The sequence below is a fragment of the Brachyspira sp. genome, from assembly GCF_029258575.1.
Taxonomy (GTDB): domain Bacteria; phylum Spirochaetota; class Brachyspiria; order Brachyspirales; family Brachyspiraceae; genus Brachyspira.
The window spans coordinates 1-2757 of record NZ_JARHYI010000095.1 but is presented as its reverse complement, the minus strand read 5'-3'; the positions used below and the strand labels follow the sequence as shown (position 1 = coordinate 2757).

At 26.7% G+C, this 2757-nt stretch carries 2 protein-coding genes; both read right to left on the bottom strand.

Annotation, left to right across the window (positions count from 1 at the left end; translation table 11 throughout):
- Nucleotides 1-178: 178 nt before the first annotated feature.
- A complete protein-coding gene (locus Q1J76_RS07375) occupies nt 179-1828 on the bottom strand; it encodes a PTS transporter subunit EIIC (RefSeq protein ID WP_300369094.1) in 1650 nt (549 codons plus the stop codon).
- A 362-nt stretch (nt 1829-2190) separates the two neighbouring features.
- On the bottom strand, nt 2191-2535 hold the full coding sequence (locus tag Q1J76_RS07370; RefSeq protein ID WP_300369091.1) for a hypothetical protein: 345 nt from the start codon (nt 2533-2535) through the stop codon (nt 2191-2193).
- Nucleotides 2536-2757 lie beyond the last annotated feature (222 nt).

The following is a 2757-nucleotide window of genomic DNA, read 5'->3' as shown; positions in this document are numbered from 1 at the left end:
ATTAATAAAATATAATAATTTTTGGAATCATAAAAGAATACATTCCGCTTTAAATTATGATACTCCTATGTTATACTTCAAAAAAATAAGGAATACTTAAAGGAAATATCTCTGGCTCCCGTGCAATTTAATACTATAGTAAAGAAGAAAATAAAAATATAAAAAGTATATATATTTTTTATTTAATATTGTATTTTTGTATAATTTTGTTTTTATAAACTTCAGCTTGAGTACCATAAATAGCTTGTATACCTGTTCCTGCTCTTAATACTTTTTTGGAATTGAGTGAAGTCCATACATCATCATTTGCTACTTTACTTGGATCTTTTACTGTAACTCTTAATCTTGTTATGCAAGCATCTATATTTTCAATATTTTCTATTCCGCCAAGTGCTTCAACTATTAAATCTATTATAGTATCATCATTTAAATTTTCTTTACTATTTGATAATTTTTTTTCATTTTTTTCATTATAATCTGTTCTTCTATACAATTTTGCATCACTTCCTGCTCTACCAGGAGTAGCAAAGTTAAATTTGATTATTAAAAATTTAAATAAGAAGTAATAAATTACAGAATATATAGGACCTAATATTAATATCCATTGATAAGAAGTTTTACCTATACCTTGCAATAAGCCAAAGAATGTAAAATCAATTACTCCTCTTGAGAAAGTTATACCTACAGCAACATTTAATAAATACATAAGCATATAAGCCAATCCTTCCAAAACTGCATGAACAACATATAGAGGAGGGGCAATGAATAGGAATGTAAATTCTATAGGTTCGGTAATACCTGTTAAAAATGAAGTTAATGCAGCTGATAACAATATACCTTTTACTTTTATTCTGCTATCTTCATCAGCAACATGATACATCGCTAAAGCTGCTGCAGGAAGTCCAAACATCATAGGAAGAAATCCTCCTGTCATTGTTCTTGTAGCAGCAGCACTGAAATGAGTTACTGTAGGATCAGCTAATTGTGCAAAAAATATTCTTTGTCCTCCAGCAACTAATTGACCGCCTACTTCTAATACTCCACCTAATTCAGTATACCAAAATAAAGGATATATAGCATGGTGAAGTCCGAATATGTTTAATATTCTCATAGTAAATCCATAGAAAAAAGTTCCTATATATCCTGTAGCAGCAAATAATTCTCCTGCTTTTACTATCACTTTGAATATGCTAGGCCATATAAATGGGAATACGGCTGCTAACGGTATAAAAAATACCATAGTAAGAACTGCCGCGAATCTATTTCCACTAAAAAATGCTAAATAATCAGGAAGAGTTTGATTAGCAAATTTATTAGTGATAAATGCAGATAATAGTCCACATATAATACCTCCGAATACTCCTGTCTGTAATGTAAATATACCTAATTCTCTGGCATATAAAGCAGCGGTACCAGCAGCATCTCCTGCACTTAATCCTGCAGCCATTAAAGCATCTACTGTTGTATTATCAGGAGTATGTCCTTGGAATTTCAATATTACACCTATAACTGTATGAAATAGTAAAAAACCTACAACCGCTGATAATGCCGCTGTTTCTTTACTTTTATTAGCCATACCTATAGCTATTCCTACGGCAAATAAAAGAGGAAGATTTGCAAATACAAAATTACCCGCATTAAATAATAATACTAAAACATAATTTAAAGGAGTGCCTGGATACAAAAATGTAAGATTATATGTTTCTATTAAAGCTGTACTTGTAAAAGCTCCTCCTACACCTAATAATATACCAGCCATAGGAAGTATAGCTATTGGAAGCATAAAAGATCTTCCTATTTTCTGAAGTAAAGCAAAAGAATTTTTCATATTGTAATTCCTATATAAATATTTTTTTACTAAATCTTAGAACATGATAAAAAATTATTATTAATTATAAATGCTAAAACTTATCATGCTGAATTATACATAATTTATAACTATTTTCAACTTTTGATGTATTAAAATAAAGTCTATGATATCTTAATACATCAAAATGATTTTTGAAAATTTTATTAAATTGATTGTATGTTTTTGATACCTCAAAATTATATTATATTTGAAGTTTTACATAATTCACTTTAACAATATTTTTTACTCTTATGATTGATAATTCATAACTTTGAATTTATAATAATATGATGATATATTATTTATTAATAAAAAATATAATTTATTTTTAATATGGTTAATTATTTTTTAGTAAAATATATTTTTTCAGAAGTTCCTGTAGATGATAAAGTACAACTTGAAACACTATCAAAATAAAATGTAATAAAATGATCATTTGTCATTTGTGCTGTTAATTTAACTTCTGTAACTTCTTCCCACTGATACCAATTATTTATTTTTATCTGATTACTTCCAATTTTCATATAACCTTCACTAGTAATTAAAAAATAATCTGAATTATTGGCATTATTTTCCCATCTTCCTACTAAATCCCCAACTTTAAATGTTTTTGGCTTAGTAGTATTATTACTGCAACCTATAAATAATGCATAAATAATTAATAATAGAATAATTAACTTTTTCATAATTTTCTCCTATTCTTTATATATTTTGATTTTATAGATAAAAAGTTATATCTCAAGCTATAACTAATTATTTCAATGATTGATAATTGCTGATGCAATACAAAAAGAAATATTGATTTATGTAATATTAAAATTTTTGAATTTTTATATGAATTAAAATAATTTTTTATTAAACTATTCTGCTGTAGACTGTAGACTGTAGACTGTAGACTGTAGACTGTA

Excerpts from the sequence above, each read along its gene's own strand:
- Q1J76_RS07375 (WP_300369094.1), bottom strand. The coding sequence starts at position 1,828 with ATGAAAAATTCTTTTGCTTTACTTCAGAAAATAGGAAGATCTTTTATG.
- Q1J76_RS07370 (WP_300369091.1), bottom strand. The coding sequence starts at position 2,535 with ATGAAAAAGTTAATTATTCTATTATTAATTATTTATGCATTATTTATA.